This window comes from Streptomyces sp. NPDC005483, assembly GCF_040606035.1.
GTDB lineage: Bacteria > Actinomycetota > Actinomycetes > Streptomycetales > Streptomycetaceae > Streptomyces.
In genome coordinates this window covers 1-15,725 of record NZ_JBEXEA010000055.1, presented here as the reverse complement: position 1 = coordinate 15,725, position 15,725 = coordinate 1, and the positions used below count along the sequence as shown (strand labels likewise).

At 69.3% G+C, this 15,725-nt stretch carries 19 protein-coding genes and 3 pseudogenes; 11 read left to right on the top strand and 11 right to left on the bottom strand.

Going from position 1 to position 15,725, the window contains the following annotated elements:
* Positions 1–4 precede the first annotated feature (4 nt).
* Both ABZT06_RS46450 and ABZT06_RS46445 read left to right on the top strand, forming a co-directional pair.
* Complete coding sequence (locus ABZT06_RS46450; protein WP_355755066.1) at positions 5–1,057, top strand: hypothetical protein; 1,053 nt, start codon at positions 5–7, stop codon at positions 1,055–1,057.
* A gap of 228 nt (positions 1,058–1,285) precedes the next feature.
* Positions 1,286–2,062: a hypothetical protein gene (locus ABZT06_RS46445; protein WP_355755064.1), complete on the top strand. Its 777-nt coding sequence runs from the start codon at positions 1,286–1,288 to the stop codon at positions 2,060–2,062.
* Between the two features lie 343 nt (positions 2,063–2,405).
* Here the strand turns inward: ABZT06_RS46445 and ABZT06_RS46440 are convergent, their stop codons facing one another.
* Positions 2,406–2,765, bottom strand: a complete 360-nt coding sequence (locus tag ABZT06_RS46440) for a hypothetical protein (protein ID WP_355755062.1) — start codon at positions 2,763–2,765, stop codon at positions 2,406–2,408.
* Between the two features lie 41 nt (positions 2,766–2,806).
* Here ABZT06_RS46440 and ABZT06_RS46435 point away from each other — a divergent pair.
* Positions 2,807–2,980: pseudogene (locus ABZT06_RS46435) on the top strand (DUF6207 family protein); the annotation flags it as partial.
* Between the two features lie 225 nt (positions 2,981–3,205).
* Here ABZT06_RS46435 and ABZT06_RS46430 read toward each other — a convergent pair.
* Both ABZT06_RS46430 and ABZT06_RS46425 read right to left on the bottom strand, forming a co-directional pair.
* Positions 3,206–3,583 (bottom strand): annotated as a pseudogene (locus ABZT06_RS46430) (SOS response-associated peptidase); the annotation flags it as partial.
* Between the two features lie 105 nt (positions 3,584–3,688).
* The gene (locus ABZT06_RS46425) at positions 3,689–4,006 is read right to left on the bottom strand and encodes a hypothetical protein (RefSeq protein WP_355755060.1); all 318 of its coding nucleotides are present in this window, start codon (positions 4,004–4,006) and stop codon (positions 3,689–3,691) included.
* A 590-nt stretch (positions 4,007–4,596) separates the two neighbouring features.
* On the opposite strand from ABZT06_RS46425, the gene ABZT06_RS46420 reads away from it, so the two are divergent.
* Positions 4,597–4,821, top strand: a complete 225-nt coding sequence (locus ABZT06_RS46420) for a hypothetical protein (protein ID WP_355755058.1) — start codon at positions 4,597–4,599, stop codon at positions 4,819–4,821.
* A gap of 250 nt (positions 4,822–5,071) precedes the next feature.
* On the opposite strand, the gene ABZT06_RS46415 is transcribed toward ABZT06_RS46420, so the two are convergent.
* Positions 5,072–5,506 carry a DUF4345 domain-containing protein gene (locus ABZT06_RS46415; RefSeq protein ID WP_355755055.1) on the bottom strand — a complete coding sequence of 145 codons (435 nt, stop codon included), beginning with the start codon at positions 5,504–5,506 and terminating at the stop codon, positions 5,072–5,074.
* A gap of 103 nt (positions 5,507–5,609) precedes the next feature.
* Between ABZT06_RS46415 and ABZT06_RS46410 the strand changes: the two genes are divergently transcribed.
* Positions 5,610–6,215, top strand: coding sequence for a TetR/AcrR family transcriptional regulator (locus tag ABZT06_RS46410; RefSeq protein WP_306945549.1), 606 nt, complete (start codon positions 5,610–5,612; stop codon positions 6,213–6,215).
* Positions 6,216–6,380: 165 nt separating this feature from the next.
* A complete protein-coding gene (locus tag ABZT06_RS46405) occupies positions 6,381–7,286 on the top strand; it encodes an alpha/beta hydrolase (protein WP_355755053.1) in 906 nt (301 codons plus the stop codon).
* 4 nt (positions 7,287–7,290) lie between these two features.
* Here the strand turns inward: ABZT06_RS46405 and ABZT06_RS46400 are convergent, their stop codons facing one another.
* Positions 7,291–7,740: a hypothetical protein gene (locus ABZT06_RS46400; protein WP_355755050.1), complete on the bottom strand. Its 450-nt coding sequence runs from the start codon at positions 7,738–7,740 to the stop codon at positions 7,291–7,293.
* Entirely contained in the window at positions 7,737–8,276 is a 540-nt protein-coding gene (locus ABZT06_RS46395) for a sigma-70 family RNA polymerase sigma factor (RefSeq protein WP_355755047.1), read from the bottom strand. The genes ABZT06_RS46400 and ABZT06_RS46395 overlap by 4 nt, the downstream gene beginning before the upstream one ends.
* A gap of 323 nt (positions 8,277–8,599) precedes the next feature.
* On the opposite strand from ABZT06_RS46395, the gene ABZT06_RS46390 reads away from it, so the two are divergent.
* The gene (locus ABZT06_RS46390) at positions 8,600–9,070 is read left to right on the top strand and encodes an NUDIX domain-containing protein (RefSeq protein ID WP_355755044.1); all 471 of its coding nucleotides are present in this window, start codon (positions 8,600–8,602) and stop codon (positions 9,068–9,070) included.
* A gap of 17 nt (positions 9,071–9,087) precedes the next feature.
* Here the strand turns inward: ABZT06_RS46390 and ABZT06_RS46385 are convergent.
* Positions 9,088–9,297: pseudogene (locus tag ABZT06_RS46385) on the bottom strand (transposase); the annotation flags it as partial.
* A 186-nt stretch (positions 9,298–9,483) separates the two neighbouring features.
* Between ABZT06_RS46385 and ABZT06_RS46380 the strand changes: the two are divergent.
* Positions 9,484–10,143 carry an MSMEG_1061 family FMN-dependent PPOX-type flavoprotein gene (locus tag ABZT06_RS46380; RefSeq protein ID WP_355755042.1) on the top strand — a complete coding sequence of 220 codons (660 nt, stop codon included), beginning with the start codon at positions 9,484–9,486 and terminating at the stop codon, positions 10,141–10,143.
* Between the two features lie 244 nt (positions 10,144–10,387).
* On the opposite strand, the gene ABZT06_RS46375 is transcribed toward ABZT06_RS46380, so the two are convergent.
* Positions 10,388–10,549: a hypothetical protein gene (locus tag ABZT06_RS46375; RefSeq protein ID WP_355755039.1), complete on the bottom strand. Its 162-nt coding sequence runs from the start codon at positions 10,547–10,549 to the stop codon at positions 10,388–10,390.
* Positions 10,550–10,908: 359 nt separating this feature from the next.
* Between ABZT06_RS46375 and ABZT06_RS46370 the strand changes: the two genes are divergently transcribed.
* Entirely contained in the window at positions 10,909–11,142 is a 234-nt protein-coding gene (locus tag ABZT06_RS46370) for a hypothetical protein (protein ID WP_355755036.1), read from the top strand.
* A gap of 58 nt (positions 11,143–11,200) precedes the next feature.
* Here the strand turns inward: ABZT06_RS46370 and ABZT06_RS46365 are convergent, their stop codons facing one another.
* Entirely contained in the window at positions 11,201–11,494 is a 294-nt protein-coding gene (locus tag ABZT06_RS46365; RefSeq protein ID WP_355755033.1) for a hypothetical protein, read from the bottom strand.
* Between the two features lie 414 nt (positions 11,495–11,908).
* Between ABZT06_RS46365 and ABZT06_RS46360 the strand changes: the two genes are divergently transcribed.
* Both ABZT06_RS46360 and ABZT06_RS46355 read left to right on the top strand, forming a co-directional pair.
* Positions 11,909–12,232, top strand: a complete 324-nt coding sequence (locus tag ABZT06_RS46360) for a polyprenyl synthetase family protein (protein WP_355755030.1) — start codon at positions 11,909–11,911, stop codon at positions 12,230–12,232.
* The gene (locus ABZT06_RS46355) at positions 12,202–12,729 is read left to right on the top strand and encodes a polyprenyl synthetase family protein (protein ID WP_355755027.1); all 528 of its coding nucleotides are present in this window, start codon (positions 12,202–12,204) and stop codon (positions 12,727–12,729) included. Before ABZT06_RS46360 ends, ABZT06_RS46355 begins: the two co-directional genes overlap by 31 nt.
* 340 nt (positions 12,730–13,069) lie before the next feature.
* Here ABZT06_RS46355 and ABZT06_RS46350 read toward each other — a convergent pair whose 3' ends face one another.
* Positions 13,070–13,807 (bottom strand): DUF402 domain-containing protein, encoded by a 738-nt coding sequence (locus ABZT06_RS46350; RefSeq protein WP_355755025.1) that lies wholly within the window; start codon positions 13,805–13,807, stop codon positions 13,070–13,072.
* A gap of 79 nt (positions 13,808–13,886) precedes the next feature.
* The gene (locus ABZT06_RS46345; protein WP_355755023.1) at positions 13,887–14,324 is read right to left on the bottom strand and encodes a hypothetical protein; all 438 of its coding nucleotides are present in this window, start codon (positions 14,322–14,324) and stop codon (positions 13,887–13,889) included.
* Positions 14,325–15,725: the final 1,401 nt, after the last annotated feature.

The window sequence follows — 15,725 nt, the reverse complement described above, 5'->3', positions numbered from 1 at the left end:
CACTATGGGCCGTCACATCCTCCACCTGCGTTTCGACCTCCCGGCCGAACCGGACGTCGAACTTGTCGAGCGGCTGCGCCGCCTGCTCGAAGGCATCACGCCCCGCGTGCAGATGATTGAGCCGGACATGGCCGTCCTCGACCTCACCGGCGCACTCCCCTACTGGCAGCGCGACGCCCGGGCCCTGACCGAAGTGGTCCAGCTGCGTGTCCTCGCCCACTTCGGACTGCCCAGTTCTGCGGGCTGTGCGGGCAACCGGATGCTCGCCGCCATGGCCTGCGCCCTCACCCCACCGGGCCGGCGCACCGTCATCGACGACCGCCCCGAGGCCATCGCCGCCTTCCTGCGGCCCCGGCCGGTACGGGAGCTGCCCGGCGTGGGCGCGAAGACGGCGGCCACGCTCGCCGAGTACGGCCTGCACACCGTCGACGACGTCGCCGACGTCCCCCAGGGCACACTGCAGCGCCTGCTCGGCGCCCGGGCCGGACGCGCCCTCCATGAACACGCCCACGGCCGCGACACCACCATCGTCGACCCCACGCCGACCCCGGCGAGTCTCAGCGCGGAGCACCGCTTTGCCCGCGATGAACTCGACCCGGCCGCCCACCGGCGCGTCCTGCTCGCCCTCGCCGACGATCTTGGGGCCCGCCTGCGCAGGTTCGACCAGATCGCCAGGGGCGTGACCTTGACGGTCCGCTACGCCGATCTCACTGCCACCCGACGCAGCAGGACCCTGCCCGAGGCCACCCAGCACACCGTCCTCCTGGCCCGCGCGGCGTACGCCGTGTATGACTCCCTCGGCCTCCAGCGCGCCCGCGTCCGCACCATCGCGCTGCGCGCCGACGCCCTTCGGCCCGACAACCGGGCCACCCGGCAGCTCACCCTCGACGCCGGCGACGACAAACCCCTCGCCATCGAAGCCGTCGCCGATCGCGCCCGCGCCCGCTACGGGCACCAGGTGATCTACCCCGCCGCCCTCGCCATCAGCTCCCGATCATCGTCAGCTCAAGTTCAAGGTGACCGCCCAGACGGCGCGTTTGGACATCGTGCGACATAAGCGCGACAGCGGCCAGTCATGGTGACATCCCCTGCCGAGGAGCGGCCTGATGGAAGCCGCATACCGGGCACTGCGTGTCCCAGTCGACAGCGGACGCGAGGAAGTCGCCCGGCTGAATCGTGCACGCCAAGCATGTCGAACCGTCAGATAGGAAAGGCGCGCGAGTACCGGACCGCTCACGGGCGCACCCGAACGGTCTAATCTCTCCTAGATCGACAGGGGAGGAACATGAGACACAGACTGTGGGCCGTGGCAGGCGGGGCGGCAGCCCTGGCCCTGCTCACGGCCACCGGAGCACACGCCGAGGGCGAGGGTGACGTCAGGGTCACCAAGACCGTCGTGAACAAGGGCGGCAACGTCATCGTCGGCACGGCGAAGACCATCACGTTCCCGATCGCCGTCACCATCAAGGACGACTCGGGCGCCAAGAAGATCACGCATCTCGACACGTTCAACAGGACCACCCCGTACGGCTTCTTCACCTGGAACGGCGACTCGTCCTGTGTGAGGAAGAGCTCGACGACGTCGGTGTGCACGGGCACGATGACGGTCGACCCGGCCTGGATCGCCGACAGCGACGACATCGACAGCAACAGGCTCGCCGGTGTCTGGGTGGTCGCCGCCACCGTCAAGGCCAACGACGGCGACTACTGGATCTACGACGACATCGCCCAGTACAAGGTCAAGCGCGCCGCACAGCTCACCACGGACGCGACCCCCGAACCCGTCGCCAAGAGTGCTCAGCTCACCGTCAAGGGCAAGCTCTCCCGGGCCAACTGGGAGGACCTGAAGTATCACGGCTACCCGGGACAGACGGTCAGGCTGCAGTTCCGCGCGTCCGGTGCCGCCCACTACAGCACGGTCAAGTCCGTGACGACGGACAACCTGGGCCGGCTCAGCACCAAGGTGACCGCCACGGCGGCGGGCAGCTGGCGCTGGTACTTCCCCGGCACCACGACGACCTCGCTGAAGGTGTCGGCCGGGGACGCGGTCACGCTCAGGTGACCACCACGGTGATCCGCCACTCCTGATTTGCCCTTGCAGGAGACCTTGCCGGTCTCGGTGGCGCACAGCGGACGTGAGGAACTCAGCCGCACCGTGCCCGCCGAGACCGCCTTGTACGCGGAACTTGCGCTACCGGGCAGCAGGACGATGCCGCTGCTGGTTACCTTCAGGCCACCGCCACCGCCACCGCCACCGCCATCGACGGCGACCGGCTTCCAGGGGCGGCTCCTGGTTCCGTCCAGTGAGATCCGGTCTACGCCTTCGACACGATCGCGGACGAGTGCCGCCGACTATCTCCAGGTCGCCGACAGCGTGCTTGAAGTTCCCGCCCGGCGCGGGTCTTTCAGCGCAGAGGCAGCTGACCGAGCGGGCGCCCCTGGTCGGCCTGTGACTCCAGCAGGGCTGCCACGTCCGGCCCCCTCGTGAAGACCGGGCCGTCCCAGCTCTCTGGAACGGCCGCAGGTTCCAGAAGCACCCGGGTGCCATGGGCGCTGGCGGCGTCGAGGAGAGCCTGCAACACGTTCAGTCCCTCCAGATCGAGGGCGCCAAGGCGGGCCTGCCACGTCTTCGTGGTGTCGTCGAACGATGCGATCGGGCGGAGCCGGTTCAGCTGCTCTTTCCATTGAGGAGCGGCGGCCGGCGCCGCCCAGATGGTGGCCTTCAACACCCATGCTTGATCAGGGGAGTTCGGCGAATTGGTCATGCCCTGACGGTAGATGCCGCCACTGACAGTGCCCCGGTCGGGTGAATCCGCGCTTGGCGCAGAACCTGCGCCGTGCCGAGCACGTACTGACAGACGTGGACCCGATCCGAGAAACTCACCTGTCCGAACCGGGCCTGCTCGTCATCGACGTAACAGGTCTCGACGATGACACCGTGCTCGCCTTCCATGCGGCGATCGCCCGCATCTGGGCAACGACGCCCGCCGAGCCCACCACCCGGGATGCCGGACAGCCAGGTGTGCGGCTACGAACGTTTCGCAACGGAGCGGGCGCGCGGGAGCACAGAGTGAGGCTGGCTCCGTCGCTACGGGGGAAAGCGACGGAGCCAGCCTGCGCCCACCGTGCCACACCCGCGCCCCCCGCGCTCGTTATCGACGCGAACTCGCCTGCACCGCGGGACGCAAGCAAGGGTCGGCGGGCGTCATGCGGAGTGTTCGTCGAGGAGGTGGGGCCCGTTGTTGCGGACGCTGTTGACGGCGGTGGAGACGGGCCTGGCATGAAGATGGCCTTCGGCCGGCTGGCCGAGCAGGGCCCGCAACTCGTCAGGATCCTGGTGCTCGGGGTCGAGCCAGGCATCGTAGTGGTCGGGCGTGAGGGCGAGCGGCATGCGCGGATGCACGCGGCCGGCCGCGTCAGTGGCTTCGGTGGTGATGATGGTGCAGGTCATCAGCCAGGCGGCCGGGTCATCGTCCTGCTGGACGGCCGGGTCGCGCCAGTACTCGTACAGCCCCGCGAGTGCCATCACCTGCTCGTCCTGGGGGTGGATGAAGTACGGCTGCTTGCGGGCCTTGCCGGTGGCCGGCGCCGATGTCGCTGGTCAGTTCGTCCTCGATCTGCTGGAGGGCGAGCTTGGCGATCCCGGCGGAGGCGCGGACGCGGTCCAGGCGGGTGCGGGACCTTGCGGTCACCGGCTGGTCGCCTTGGTGGTGGCGATGAGGGCGGCGACGGTCTCCCAGCCGTGGTGCCACGCGCTGTCGAGATGGAAGGCACCGTTGATGCCGAAGTCGGCCAGCTTGTAGAAGCCGCCCTTGCCGGTCTTGGTGGCGATCTTCTCCAGGACGCCCTCGCCCGGCACCCGGCGGTCGGCGATGTAGTGCGTGCCGAGGGACAGGGCGAGCGCGGCCGCGGCCGCACCGGGGTGACCCGGATGCCCAGGGCGCGGGCTCCGAGTCCGGCGACGATCGCCTGCGTGGCCGTATAGGTGAGGGAGTGATGCAGGCACGCCGCGCGGCCATCGGCGGTGCCATGAACGGTCTTCTCCTGGGTGGCCGGGTCCTCGTAGGTGACCGGCCAGTCGTCGGAGGCGCCCATCACGCGGGCACAGAAGTCGTTCTGTACCCAGATTGTCGCTGCTTTCTTTGCGTGTCTCACATGCCTCATCTCCCGTTGATGGTTTGTGGGGTTAGCAGTTGATGGAGGTCGTGTCGCGGGCCTAGCGTCCCGGTGCGTGTTGGTGCACTGCTTCTCAGCCGAGGGCTGGCAGTGCTGGGGCCTGGGTAGTCAGCCGTTGATCCCTGAGTGGATGCCGGTGCTGATCGATGACGACTTCTTGTTCGAGGACGCTTGCGGGCCACGGGCCACCCGGGCGGTCAATGCGTGGCTTCGAACGCTTCCGTCGAGCGGGGCTCCATCGCCGAATTCATGGCGTGCGTACGCGCTGGCAGCCCGGGACTGGCTGATGCATCTTCGGCGGCACCGTGTTGCGGTGTTCGGTCCGCGGCAGGATCTCGTGGCCGCGCTGGGTACGTACGCGGACCGGCGGCTGATGGGGCATTGGACGAGCGGCTGGTGTCGTCGTCGTGGGAGCTTCAGGTGACCGCGCTCAGCCGGTTCTACAGGTGGGCCGTGTCCGAGGGACTGGCGGCGGCGGTGCCGTTCACACTGATGCGGATGGTGGACGGCCGGCTGGTGCAGGGCGAGCGGAACCTGGCGAGGCTGAGGCAGCCGAGGCCGCACGTGAAGATCCACTACTTGGAGAAGGACTTCGCCGAATTGTTCTGCCACGGCCTGGCCGGGTCTGGGCCCGGGCGGGCTTGAAGACGATGACTTCCGAGGCCGGTTCCCGGGGCGGAACGCGGCGATGGGCGGGCTGGTGCTGGGCAGCGGGATGCGGAGCCGGGAGTTCACGCACCTGCTGGTTCGCGAGGTGCCCCCGTTGCCCGCCGAGCCGACCGACGTCCCGATTCCCCGGTCCGCTGCCGGCGTCGACGCCACCGCCGCAGCTGTCGGCGTGGGCTCCCAGCGCCATCGTCCCGCCCGGCGCCATCCCGTCGGAGCCCGCGATCCGTCACAGGTCTCGGGCCGGGGAGCGGTGCAGCGCTGCGCCACGTTCCGCCGTCCGCGGCGCCGCGCGCTCCTCGGACGGGGCGAGCCAGAACAGGACGGGCGGAAGGCCGATCTCGATCACCGCGAGCGCGATCTGGAACCACTGCGGCCAGCCGTGGACGGCCAGGGAGATCAGCCGGCCGAGCCCACCGAGCAGGAAGGCGGCGGAGAGGGCGCGCACCGCCGTCGCCGGGATCGGCCGCTGCCGGGCCGCCCAGAGCCAGGCCAGTCCGTAGCCGACGAAGCTCGCCCCCATGAACCGCCCCCAGCTGTCGACGGTCGCCCCGGCAGAGCCCGCGCCCGGGATGGCCGCGTTGCCGAGGGCGACATGGAACAGCCCGATCGCCACACACGCCCACCCCATGAGCTGTACGAGTACACGCAGAGTCCTGGCCATGGTCCGTCACCCTGTCTTGGTCCGACGTCATAGTTGACGTGTGTCTACTAAGCTCGACCACAGCGTGGCGAGTAAGTAGACGCGTGTCAAGTAAGCTTTGGCCGTGCCTCCCCGCCAGCGCCTCAGCCCCGCCGACCGCCGCGCCCAGCTCCTCGCCGTCGGCGCGCGGATGTTCGCAGCTCGCCCGTACGAGGACGTGCTGATGGACGACGTCGCCCAGCAGGCCGGCGTCTCACGGGCCCTGCTCTACCGTTACTTCCCGAGCAAGCACGCGCTCTTCGCCGCGGTCTACCAGCAGGCCGCCGACCGGCTGCTCGCCGAGACGAAGCTCGACCCCGCCGACTCGCTCGTCGGGCAACTCGTCCAGGGGATGGACATCCACCTCGACTACTTCGTGGCCAACCGCCACGCTGTCCTCGCCGCGAACCGGGTGCTCGCGGGCGACCCGGTCCTCCAGACGATCATGACCGGCGAGCTGGACGCGCTCCGCGCCCGCCTGCTCGCCGTGCTGCCCCTCGCGGACGAGAGCGCGCGCCGAACCGTCTCGGCCGTACTGAAGAGCTGGTTGGTCTTCGTCCAGATCCTCGTCGTCGACTGGCTCACCGAGCAGACCTGCTCCCGCACCGAGCTCCGCGACATCTGCATCGGCGCCGTCCTCGGCGCCCTGCGCCCCCTGCTCCCTGCGGACCGCGTGCCGAACTGGCCCTGACTCTCGGGTGAGCCGACCGCGGGGTCGGCTGCTGGGGCCGGTTGCCGCCGGCGCGGATGGCGGGGACGCTCCAGCGGGTCGCGGGGAACGTTTCGGCCCGGTCCCGCCTCCTGACATGCCGAAGCGGGCCCGCAGGAGACCCGCCGCAGGCGAGAGGTGTTTCCCATGACATCGAGCACAACGTCGGCCACGGCCGCCACGAGCAGGCCGCTCCCGAACGCCGAAGGGGCGGAGCATCGCTGGGTGGATGTGCGCGGCATCCGGCTACATGTCGCCGAGTACGGGACCGGGGCGGCGGTCCTGCTGCTGCACGGCTTCCCGCAGCACTGGTTCGCCTGGCACCGGGTCGCCGCCCTGTCGGCCGCCGGACCACGGCTGATCTGGCCGGATCTGCGGGGCCTCGGCTGGTCGGAGCAGACCCGGCGCGGCTACGACATCGACAGCCTGTCCGAGGACATGCTCGCACTGCTGGACGCACTCGGCCTCGACCGCGTGGGCTTGGTCGGTCACGACTGGGGCGCCCACATCGGTTTCCGGCTGTGCCTGCGGGCACCGGAGCGGTTCAGCGGCTTCCTGGCGCTCAACATGGCGCACCCGTGGGCCCGGCAGCGGGCCATCCTGCCGAACCTGTGGCGGCAGTGGTACACCGCCTTCGTCGAGTACCCAGTCATCGGCAGGGCCGTGCTGCGCCACTGGCCTGCGTTCAGTCGCTTCCTGCTGCGGCACCAGGTCGCCGACCCGTCGGTCTGGCAAACCGGCGAGCTCGCGGAGTTCAGCGCCGCGGCCCAGGCCGGCGCGCATGCCGGGCAGGCCATGTTCTGGCAGTACGTGGTCCGAGAGATCCCCGCGCTGCTGCGCGGCACATGGCGCGGGCAGCGACTGACCGTCCCGACCCTGCTGCTGGGCGGCGAGCGGGACAACGTGATCCCGCCATCCATGCTGGCCGGAGGCGAGAGCCACGCAGACGACCTCACCGTACGGATCGTGCCGCGCGTCGGCCACTTCCTGCCTCAGGAGAGTCCCAAAGTGGTCGCTAAGGCGATGAACGAGCTTTTCGCGACGGGAAGTTGAAAGGCTACGAGCGCAAGGCCGCCCGCTCCGCGACCTTCCGGATGAAGATCCGCCCGTGGCGGGCCCGGAGAGCGTACGCCCACTGAACCGGCCGCAGGGCGGCGGGACGCGCCGCGCCGAGCATGGCGAAGCGCGTGCCGTCACCCTCCGGCACGGCCGCCATACCCCCCACCACAAGCCGCGACTGCATCAGGCACCACCCGGGAGCCAGCCGCACCTCGAAGGCGCTGCGGCAGCCCAACGGGCCCCTCGCCAGAGCGCCTTTGCGATCGGCATCGCCGGGAGGAACGCGGAACTCGCGCAACAGGGGCACCAGGTGCGGCAGTTCGCCCGCCAGATCCGAGGCGACCGCCCACACCTTGTCGTACGGCAGCTCAAGGCGCTCCTCCGCGTACATCGTCGTGTGCAGGCCCGCGGCCAGGAGCCGCAGCCGGGTCACACCGTCAATACTCATTGCTGCCACGCCTTCCGGAAGGCCGAACGGGCGCGGTGCAGCCGGGACTTGACCGTTCCCGGCGCAATATCCAGGATCTCGGCAGCACTTCGTTCATCAAGCTCCTCGAGCTCGCGCAGGACCAGCACGGCGCGATGATGCACCGGCATCCGCGCAAGCACGTCCCGTACCTGTGCCGACAGCTCCCCGTCGCCGACGAGACCGGGCAGGCCGACGAACTCCTCGGGATCGACCGTCCGCTCAACCGCGGTGCGCCGCGCCACCCGCACCGCCTCGCGCACGGTGACGATGCGTACCCATCCGTAGAACGCCCGCGGATCGCGAAGTCCCCGCAACCCGACGAAGACCGCAGTCAGCGCCTCCTGGACGGCATCCTCGCAGTTCGACAGGACAATCGGCCGACACAGCCTGGTCACGTACGGCGCCACCACGGTCAGCACCTCGTCCATCGCCAGCACATCGCCCGCCTGCGCCGCCCGCACCGTCGCGGCCAGGGCGTCCCACGGCGGCTGAGGTTCTCCTGCTGAGCCATCCATCACCGCGGACCGTACATCATCTAGGCTTGCTGACCGGAAGCCGTACCTGCAGGTGTACGCCCCAGCCCAGAACACCAGCACCCTCGGTGAAACCGTCCCGAAGTTCGTCACGCTCAGCTACATGTCGGTAGGTTCGCCGTTCGCTAACGGCACCCCTACCGGGCGAGCGAATATGACGGAAAACAGTGAGCTTCATCGGAGTGTGACCGCCAGGCATTCAAGATCCGCAGGACAGCCTATGAGGCACCCGGCCCCCTAGGCCGTTGAAATGGCGATCAAGCCGGGTCTTGATCGCCATTTCGAGCACGCATAGCGTCAGGACGGTGGAAACGACGCACCGACCCGCCGCCCGGGTCATCTGCTTGGACGCTGCCTACCGCCTGCTTCTTCTGCACTGGCGGGATCCCTTCGACGGGACCTGGCTCTGGGAACCGCCAGGTGGAGGCATCGAGCCTGGCGAGACGCCGCTGGTGGCGGCACGACGTGAACTGGCCGAGGAAACCGGACTCGGCCCGGCTGCCGTCCTTGACCGGTCGGTGCTCGTCGACCGTGATGTGCAGTGGAACGGCAAGCGGTACACCGGGGCGGAGCACTTCTTCGTGGCTCAGTTTGCCGACGAGCAACCGTCCCTGGTGCGGACCGGCCTGCTCCCCGACGAGCAGTCCAATCTGGACACGCATGCCTGGATCGCTTGGTCGGATCTGGACTCGCTGCCGGACCCGCTTGAGCCGCCGCAGTTGCTGGCTGTGCTCGGCGCCCTGATGCCGGACGGCCCGTGGTGTGATCGTGTGTGAGGTGCGGCCACGCCGTCGATCTGCCAGCGACGGAAGACCGAGTACGCCGTCTCCCACGGCCCGTAACGTTCTGGGACGTCCCGCCACGGCGAGCCGGTGCAAGCCCGCCACCAGATGGCGACGAAGACCTGTCGGCGGTCCCGAGGCCGCCACCCCATCCTCGGTATCGACGGCAATGGCCGCTTCAAGCGCTCCCACTGTTCGTCCCGCAGGTCCCCACGAGCCACATCAAGATCGTTCCATGACCCTGATCAACATTTCAAACATGGCCTAAAGGGCTGGCCCGCGATTGATCTCGGAGCAAGTTGGCCCGCGGGTTCGGCTGGGTGGTGGATCAGCAGGCGCGACCGTCTCCATGTCCCCGCACTCACCGACCAAGATCAGTCGCAGGTCGGCCCATTAGGGTCGGTGGCATGACGACATCCCTTGCCAGCAGTGCCTTCGACTCGCTCCGCCTTGACGCCGTGCCCGATCAGGACGCGTTGCGCCGGGTCTACGAGCTGCCCAAGGACACGGCCATACGCAAGCAGATGACCGAACTCACCGAGCAGGCCCGGCGGTTGATCGGCTGCTCTTCGCTGGTCCTGGTCGCGAGCGCGGACGCCGAGGGCAACTGTGACGTTTCCCCGCGCGGCGGCCCCGCCGGGTTCGTCTCCGTCCTGGACGCACGGACGGTGGCGATACCGGACGCGACCGGCAACAAGCGTCTGGATACCCTGCAGAACGTCATCGCCACCGGACGGGCCGGGCTGCTGTTCGTCATCCCAGGGCGGATAACGACGCTCAGAGTGAACGGCCGGGCCTGCGTCTCCACCCGCCCGGAGCTGCTGTCGCAGCTGACCGCCGTGGGCAAGCCGCCGGCCAGTGCGCTGGTGCTGGGGATCGAGGAGGTCTACCCGCACTGCCCCAAGTCGCTCCTGCGCAGCGGAGCCTGGAAGCCGGAGCAGTGGCTGTCGGCGGACGCCCAGCCGACCTCTGCTGAGGTGACGCTGGCCCAGCTGCGAATGCCGGAGCTGACGATCGCTGACATCGAGCAGGCGGAAGCGGACTCGCTGAAGTACCGGTACGAGTAACGAGCCGACCTGCGCTAACTGAACCACCAGCTCGTCGAATCCCCGGACCAGCACGCCCCCAAGACCAATCGCGGGACGGCCCCGGAATACGGGCGGTCGTGCCTGGCAAAGCCTAAAAGCACCACCGGCACCAGGCACCTGAGCAGCAGCCGCCCGCCATCAGAACGGCACGCCTACGCGGTGACCTGCTGTGGTCTGCCTCATGGTCGGGGTGCTCTCTGCCGTGGTCTGGGCCGCGGGACGCCTACCTGGTGGTGTGGTCGGGGTCGGGGAGCTCCGGCGGGAAGTACCGCTCCAGAATCTCCGCCCACTCGTGCAGGCCGACGAAACCGGTGGGGCCGGCCTGCGCCTGGACCAACGCCAGCAGCGCATTGACGAACGGCTGAGCGGCCGTGTCTGCCGGCAAGGCGGCGGCCGCTTGCCGCAGCCTCTCGTGAGCGACCGGGAAGACACCCCTGGCCCACTCCTCTGCTCCCTGATGCTCCGGGAACCCGCCTCCCACCCGATCTGCATGATGACGAACTGCGGACACTCGGACGTATGCCACATCTGAATGGGCATCCCGACACCGACGCAGGCATTCTCCGGACTCGGCCCTGCCAGGCAGTCCGGACACAGTTCGCCTTCCGTCTCGGCAAACCCGTTCTTCACCGCGGTTCCCCCTCTCCTTCTCTGCGGCAGAGCCTGTCATGGGCCATCCGCGGCTGGCCAGGGCCTTCAGTCGCGGTATGGCCTTCGGCGGGGTTGATCGTCCAGGGTGGGGTGGTGAGCGACAGGTACCCCATTGAGATCACTGACGAGATGCGCCAGACCATGGACACGGCCCGGAGGCAGGGACTGCAGAAAGACCTGCGCACTCTCGCCGCCAACATCCGGGCCGCCGCCGACCGCTACGACGATTCGGAGCCCGAGCCCGAGCCCGGCTGGCGGGCCGGAGTCGAGTGGACGCTGCTGTGGATCGAGAACACCGCCGCCCAGCTCACCGAGGGCAGGCCGTAGCAGGCGGTCGTGGTCGGCAGGCCAGCACTGCGCTGACCTGCCGTGGTCGGGCCTGTGGTCAGGGCGTGTCGCCGGAGTAGTAGAAGCGGCAGCTCAACGGGCCCGCCGTACGCGCCTCGCCGGGGCGCGGGTCGTACAGCGACCGCCCGCCGGGGAACTGCCCGAGCTCGGTGGCCAGGGCCACCCCGTCGTCGACTTCCTCGGTCCGCCATCCGTGGATGTCCAGCAGCAGGCCGTCCAGCGGTCCGCCGACCAGTTCGGCGTAGGTCCGGTGCGGGAGCGGGCCGGGGTTGGGGTCGTCGTGGTCGTGGCCGTAGACGCGGCCGTTCAGCAGCTGCTCATCGCCGTTCATCCGACCAGCGTTCCAGCCGCCACTGACAACGAGAGCGTGAAGACGACGGTCGGCCCGGCCTGAGAAGCTGTTGTCTTTCTTGCCGGGTGGCAAGCGAACGGATGTCTCGACCCGGCCCCTGCACGAGTGATCTTCGCGAGGGCTGCGCATAGAAACAGGTCCTGTTGGTAGGGGTACGAAACCGCTCCGCGCATCAGGAGACCCTTGTTGTCCTAGGCTGTCGAGCCCGTGCTGCCAGAGTCCAACTCTCGCGTGTCGCTGTGCGATTGCCTCGCGCGGCGGTTCTACAACGCAGGCGATCACCCTGACCGAGCCCCCTTTACAGCGTGGTCTTCGCTGGCTGGACACCGGCTATGGCCGACCTCATCGGACGCGCTGTTCCCCCCGGGCAAACTCCTGCGCCCCGTGCTGTGCATGGAGTCGGCCAAAGCCGTCGGCGGCACCGCCGACCAGGTGCTGGCCGTCGCGGCCGGCATCGAATGCCTGCACGTCGCCAGCCTCGTCCACGACGACATCATCGACCAGGACCCGGTACGCCGCGGGTGGGCCTCCACCGCCGAGCAGTACGGGCTCGCCGAAGCCCTGGTAGCAGGCGACGGACTGTCGATGGCCGGCGTCGCGGCCCTGCTCAGCTCCGGCCCCGCCGAGCGCATGCTGCAGGCGGCACGGTCACCATCGAGGCCCTGCGCCACATGTGCCAGGGCCTCATGCGCGAAACCGAAATCCGCGGCGACCTGACCTGCGGCGTGCCGACCGTCCTGAACGTCATGCACGCCAAGACCGCCGCGCTGACCGGCGCCGCCTGCCAGGCCGGGGCGATCCTGGCCGGAGCACCCCCGCAGCAGCACCAGGCCCTGCGCCAGTTCGGAGAACAGCTCGGCATGGCCTTCCAGATCCGTGACGACTTACTCCCCTACACCGCCGAGGACCAGGTCACCGGCAAGACGGCCACCAGCGACGTCGCCAACCTCCAACCCACCCTGCCCATCCTGCTCGCCTACGAAGCCGCCGACGAAGCTGACCGCAACCGCCTGACCACCGTATTCCGCGGCGGCACCGACCCCGTAACCGCACACCGAGACATTCTCGCTGTGCTGACACGCACAGGCGCTCTCACCAAGGCGGCCCGGATGGCATCCTCCTGCTTAGAGCAAGCACGCGCCGAACTCGCCGGCCTGCCACACTCCACCCAGCTCGCCGAACTGGCCACAGCAGCAGCCGACCGCCAGCACTGAGTAGGCTCCGGGACTGGCGCGGTGGCCAACGGGCGCAGCGATCGCCTTCGATGCGACCGAGGAACTGCTCGCTTTCATCACGGCTGCCGAGAGCCCTCGCCGATTACGTCCCAGGCGGCAGCGTGTGGGCACTGTCTCCGACCCGGGTGCGATGCGGGCGGCGAGCTGCTGGTGTAGCAGAGCAGCTTGTTGCTCACCGTGTACTTCCCCCTCGGTCGTGACGTCAGTGTCGTGTCGATCTTTTCGCCCGGTGGTAACGGCGGGCGCTCCCGATTGCGGGGGTTCACACCCTCGGTCACACCTCCGGTCCCCCGCTGAAAGCAACCGTCCAGGCAACCGTTCAGCCCCCTTCCGGTGCAACCCTCCCGACCGCCGCCGCAAGGCCGCGAAGGCACGGCGCGGGCCAGGCCGGCTCCCACCTCCAGAGCGCCCACCGCTCGGCGTCTGCGAACACGCCGGAGCGCTCGGCGAGCATCGCGAGGACCTGGGCGCGGGCGGCGTCCACAGCCTGGTGCTCGGTGTCGGAGACGATGCCGAGGCGCCGCACGTGCGCGTACTCGTCTTCGTCCTTCCACTGCCACCGGGTGAGGTCGGAGTCGATGAGCAGGTCCACGGTGAGGTCGAAGGTGTCGAACCCGTCCTCGGTGCGGCGGGTAGGGCGCTCGAAGTTGACGTACCAGTTCCGCAGCCGGCGCCCCTCCCCGTCCGGGACGAAGAAGGCGTTGATGCTGAACCAGGCCGCCGGCGGCTTCCACAGCAGCAGGTCGGTCTCCTGCCACACGGCGTCCTCGAGGTCCCACCGGCCGGACGCCATCGCGTCGAACGCCTCCGTACGCACCGAGCGGTCCCCCTCGGTGCGGGCCTGCGCGTACAGGGCGGGCCAGCGGGCCTGTGCTCCGGGCGCGCAGGCGGTCACCAGCGCCTCGTCGGTGTCGGTGAGGACCCGCAGCGCCTGTTCGCTCCACACCCGGCCGGAGCGGTGGACATCGCGTCGCACGACCGTCTGGCCCGTCTCGAAACTGCGCACCGGATCCTCCTTGGCGTCCCCGGCCGGGATGTCCCGGCCGGGCTTGCCCACCTCAGCGCGCCCCGGCGGGGGTGGGCAAGCCGCCGTCCGAGGGTGGCTTTGCCCAGGGTCCCCTTGGGTTTGCCCGCGTCTACCGGCGGCGGAACAGGCCGCGGTTCTTCTTCGCCTCCGCTTCGGCCGCTTCCCGCACTGCGGCTTCCTCCGCCTCCCGCTGCGCGACACGTTCGGCTTCGATCCGGTCCCAGTGCTCTGTCTCGCACGGCCCGCACAGGCCGTCCGTCTGGCTGCGCCAGGAGGACTGCCGGGTCGACTGCCAGCGTTCGTCGGTGAACTTCGTGCCGCACCGGGTGCACACCGGGCGCTTCGCCTCCCGCTCAGCGGCTTTGCGTTCCGCCTGGCGCCTGCGGGACTGCTCCACCTCCACCGCGTACAGCCGCTCGCCGTCCGGATTGTCCAGCGCCTCGTTCAGCGTCTGCCACTGCTCGCGGCCCAGCCGCCGCCACACCTTCCCGGCCGCGCCCTCGGGGTCGGCGGTGATCCGCTCCAGCTCGGTGACGACCACGGGCACCGCCTGGTGGTAGTCGACGGCCGTGAACTGAGCCCCACGGGTACGGGGTGCCGGCGAAGTAGCAGCAGGCGGTCTCCTCCAGGCGACGCATCCGACTCGCGCGCTGCGCCTTCGTCTTGCCCGTGAACACGAACGCCACCGGCACGTAGCCCTCGCGGCCGGTCGCCGGGTAGATCCGCGACCACAGTCGGAAGTCGTGCACCGCCGCACCCTGTCGGCGGGCTGCCCGCTCCTTGTTCGCGTCAGTCTTCGGGGCCAGGAGCTCGAACCAGTCGGTGTAGCGGCCCAGCTTGGCCACCAGGTCGTCGACGGGCTCGTTGACGCGGTCGACCTCCAAAAGCATCGCGGGCACCCGGCATCCGGGGCGCGCATCGTCAGGTCGGCGTACTGGGTGTAGTCGTAGGGCAGCTTGTGGGCAATCTCGGTCTGCCAGGACAGCGGCGTGCCGAAGCCGGCCCCGGGGAGGACCGCGGCAGTCATCGTGACGGCGGCCGCGTGTTCGTCGAAGCCCTCGCCGGTGACCGGCTCGCCATCGTCGTTGACCTCGAGCTTGCGCAGCGCGGAGACCCGTACGTTCCTCGGCAGCAGCAGCTTGGCTTCCTTGTGGCCCTTCTCCGTGAGCACCCACAGCTGGTGTCCCCACTCCAGTCGCGTCTCCACCCGACCAGTCCCGAGTCCTTCACTTCCTTCCTTCGCACTCCAGTCGGTTTCCAGCCCTGTGTCGACCTAGGAGGGTTGTCGAACGCGTCGCGGGCCCTTGTCCGGCGGGGCTGACCTGCGTGAACCGCCCGCGTGGGCGAAGGAGCCGTGGAGGGGGCGATGGAGGGGGCCTGCGGAGCCTGGCCCACGCCGTCGATCGCAATGATTGACAGGAAGTGACCGGCTTCTGATCAGAAGTGTGATTCGGACGTGTTCGCGCAACGCTCACCGTGACCGTTCGCCGTACGAATCCTTCCGGGCCCTCCAGGCCCTCGTCACGCACCGCCGCGAGCAGTAGACGGCGTTCGACCCCCGGTCCACCCCCACCACCCAAGTTTCCCCGCAGACCGGACACTTGGCCACTCCGTCGCCGGCCGGTTCGGCCGCTACCCGTCCCGGCCTCAGCCGTTCGCCACAGCCCCGCACACTCGCTCTCCGGTCCGCCCGGCGCCCTCGGACACGAGGCCAGCCTAGGCGCCAAGGCCACCCAGAACTGGAGACATGGAACAGGCACTCAGTTTGAGCAACACGAGGGAGGGCTGGCCCTCTCGCTCAATCCGAGGTGTCGGGCTGAGTGCCGGAGGGCGTCTGTGTAGGGGCAGCAGCGATTACTGACCTTTTCGGATTGGCTTCGGATGGTCTGCGGTGAGGGTCAGTCCGGTCTCGGTGAGGCAACTGTCGATGAGTTCGGGATGGCGCTGG